The 3,330-nt window shown below is 47.0% G+C and carries 3 protein-coding genes; 2 read left to right on the top strand and 1 reads right to left on the bottom strand.

Features of this window, described 5'->3' with window-relative positions; genetic code table 11:
* Together QT974_RS31145 and QT974_RS31140 are read left to right on the top strand one after the other, a co-directional pair.
* The coding region (locus QT974_RS31145) for a Calx-beta domain-containing protein (RefSeq protein ID WP_333472241.1) at positions 1 to 709 on the top strand (709 nt) is incomplete at its 5' end.
* A gap of 301 nt (positions 710 to 1,010) precedes the next feature.
* A complete protein-coding gene (locus QT974_RS31140; RefSeq protein ID WP_333472240.1) occupies positions 1,011 to 1,349 on the top strand; it encodes a rhodanese-like domain-containing protein in 339 nt (112 codons plus the stop codon).
* Between the two features lie 135 nt (positions 1,350 to 1,484).
* Here QT974_RS31140 and QT974_RS31135 read toward each other — a convergent pair whose 3' ends face one another.
* The gene (locus QT974_RS31135) at positions 1,485 to 3,209 is read right to left on the bottom strand and encodes an AAA-like domain-containing protein (protein ID WP_333472239.1); all 1,725 of its coding nucleotides are present in this window, start codon (positions 3,207 to 3,209) and stop codon (positions 1,485 to 1,487) included.
* Between the last annotated feature and the right edge of the window lie 121 nt (positions 3,210 to 3,330).

The following is a 3,330-nucleotide window of genomic DNA, read 5'->3' as shown; positions in this document are numbered from 1 at the left end:
TGCCAGCACTGGCGCAGTCTCAGCCGTCGTGAACTTGGCAGATGGTACTGCTACAGGGAATCTAGATTACGTCAATACTCCTATCCCTGTGAGTTTTGCCTCCGGCGACACCACACCCAAGACAATCTTCGTTCCCATTTTCAACGATACTTTGGTGGAGCTTAGCGAAACTGTCAACTTAAGTTTGGGTAGCCCGACAGGTAATGCCTCGATTGGGACTCCGGGTACAGCGACTTTGACCATCCTGGACAATGACACCATTCTGGTGCCTGTTGCCCCGCTTAGCCTCAGCTCATCAGCAAATTTGGCTCCTACAGGCGCAACGCTCAGAACCCAAAGCAGTCTCAGTTTGGACGTGAGCGATCGTGCGCCGTCACCAGAAAACGATATTCTCAACAACGGCGGTAAGTCTCAGCAGGCTTCGGGCCTGTCTCATGGTGTGGCGCAGTCAACACTCGATCTGGTGAGCGATTTTATCACCAACTCTGTCAAGACGATGATGATCCCCAGCCCAACAGGTGCCTCTAACGGCATGATTAATGACAATAAGTCAGGCGGCAACTCCGGTATTGGTTTGTTCGGCAACTCTATTGTGACTGACAACTTGTGGGATTCATCTAAAGTGCCGACAGCGGGCGGTACTGACCCGAATCCTATTGCTGGTGGTGGTTCGATCGCCTTGAACCGATTTGCTACTTCGATCTTATAAATAGCAAGTTGCGTTAATAGGTTTTAACTATTGGTGACAACTTATGAAGTTGTCACCAATATACTGCGGTATGACTTGCGCCCTAACTGCTCAAATAAAAATTGCTTTACTATGAAAGCAAGTTGGCCCAAAATTTAAAATTAACCTAAAAATATCAAGTCTACGTGCTATCTCTGTTTTAACAATTATTTGCACAATTCTCTAAATTCGCGTCGGATATTTGTGGCGATACGACTCATAGTTATCAAGACACTATTTTGTTGTATTGTCAATAGGTGAGTCCTACAATCAAATATCAAAAATGTTTGCTCAAATTACAGTCGAAGAATTAGGTCGCTACTTAGCAGAAACGAGTGCGGATCGAGTGCAGCTTGTAGATGTGCGGGAACGTTACGAACTTGAACTCGCTGCTCTTCCAGGATTTGCAGTTTTTCCGCTGAGCGAGTTTGCCGAATGGTCTGATGCAATTGACGATCGACTCGATCGCGATACAGAAACCCTTGTGCTGTGCCACCACGGAGTGCGATCGGCTCAAATGTGCCAGTGGTTGAGCGAGCGGGGATTTACCAATGTTAAAAATATCGTTGGCGGTATCGATGCTTACTCGATGGTTGTCGATCGCGCTGTCCCCCGCTATTAATCTGATATCTCCTCCAACTACCGCAATATATAGGTTCGAGCCTTGGGAGTGCGATTCCTCTCAATTCTGCGGACTCGCATTCCCAACGATCGAACCTGTTTTGTCGATCGGGTTTGGGCGGACATGAGCTTAATCCTAATTAACTGCGGTAAATCGAAAATTTAACAGCGTGCTCATAGTCAGCCGATCGCGCCCGTGTCTTTTCGAGTCGTAGAGAGCCTCATCAGCGGCCAGTACCAGTGTTGCTGCATCATTTTCTGGCCCGGGAACAACGCTGGCAATTCCCAAACTAATCGTGATCGCATTATTAGGCAGACAGTCAACTGTCTCCGGCTGAAAAACAATATTCAAAGCTTTAACTTTTGCTCTAATATGTTCGGCAATCAGCAGAGCGCCCGCGGCATCAGTTTGAGGTAAAATCACAGCAAATTCCTCGCCGCCGTAGCGAGCGGCTACATCAGCAGGACGCTGGAGCGAGCGGTGAATTGTCCGAGCTACCGATCGCAAACAACTATCTCCAGCTTGATGTCCGTAAGTGTCGTTATATATTTTGAAATAATCGATGTCGCACAAAATTAAAGATATCGGCGACCCGTCGCGAGTCATGTGTTTCCATTGGGCTCGCAAGCAACTGTCAAAATGCCGTCTGTTGCCGATTTGAGTAAGTTCATCTACATTCACCAAAGCTAGCAACCGTTCATTTTCTTGCTGCAACTCCTCCCAGGCAAGCGGGGAGAAACTTTCCTCGCACAAATTTTGTTCTTGAAAATAGATCCGGTACAATTCGCAAGACAAACTACAGTTATTTCCGTTTAATTTCACAAGTCCCATACTGTCTAACTGATAGGCAGTAAAAGGTTCGAGGTGAATGCTATTTTTAGCAGCTAAAACCTCTTGGAATGCGGAGGCGAGTTCGGGATTTTGCTGAATGGCGATCGACTGATTTCGCAGGTAGTCGCTATAAATTCCGCTTTGAGTAGGAGCTGATTTTAACAGTTGTTCTAACGCTGTTGGTGCCAAGTCCTCCCCTGCCACATTCTCCCCAGCCGACAGGCTGTTTTGCTGCAAAATTGCCAGGTGGTAAAGTGCTAAATGCACTAAATAAGGATGACCGCCTACCATTTTCATTAATTGCTCGATTGGATAGCTGTCACTCCAGTTCAGTCCGTGCCGCTGCGCCAAATCTTGGACTTGTTCGGCCGTAAATTCTGAGAGTTTAATCGGCAGCCCTACATTAAAAGGAGATTGATTGAGACTCAAAGCAATATAAATTTCGGTTGAGTGAATGACGGTGATGCGGAGTTTTTGCCAGGTTTCGCTCTGTCTGGCTTGTTCGTACCAAAAACGCAGCAGCGGCAAGAATTCTTGAGCAATATTAGGGCGTTCAAATACTCGGTTGACTTCGTTGAGTACCAAGACAAGGGGACTGTCAATTTGTTCGAGCAAATAATTTTCAAAGTAAAGAGAACAGCTTACTTTGCTCCCCATATCTTCATCCCAAAATTCATCGAGATTTGGTTCGAGTTTGAGTTGGCGAGCGACATTGACACACAGCCAGCGCAAAAATTTATCTAAATTAGCAAAAACTGCTTCGTCGGCTTGCTGAAAGTCTACAGTGACTGTGCGGTATCCGCGATCGACCGCAGCCTTAATTATCCGCAGCATCAGGGAACTTTTGCCCATTTTTCGGGGAGCTTTAATCCGAATCAAGCTCCCGGGCTTGCTAATTTCTGCGCAAGCTCGGGCTTCGGCGGGCGATCGATCGATATAAAATCGAGAGTCCAGCGGTATTGGGCCCCCAGGAAATTGTAGGTCCCCAACCGTTTGGATTGAATTTGATGATTTTTCGATTCCTACCATAGTGCATCCGCGAGGCGATAGCTTGTAAAAGTATAGTCATCTATGACATGACGTGGGAGGCACCCGGTCCCTCCCCTTTCCCTTTCACTCTGAGCGGATTAACCCGCCTTGGCTGAGCTAC

Source organism: Microcoleus sp. BM001215392 (assembly GCF_036700185.1).
Lineage (GTDB): Bacteria > Cyanobacteriota > Cyanobacteriia > Cyanobacteriales > Microcoleaceae > Microcoleus.
The sequence above is the reverse complement of the archived record's forward strand: the minus strand, read 5'-3'. Positions and strand labels throughout refer to the sequence as shown.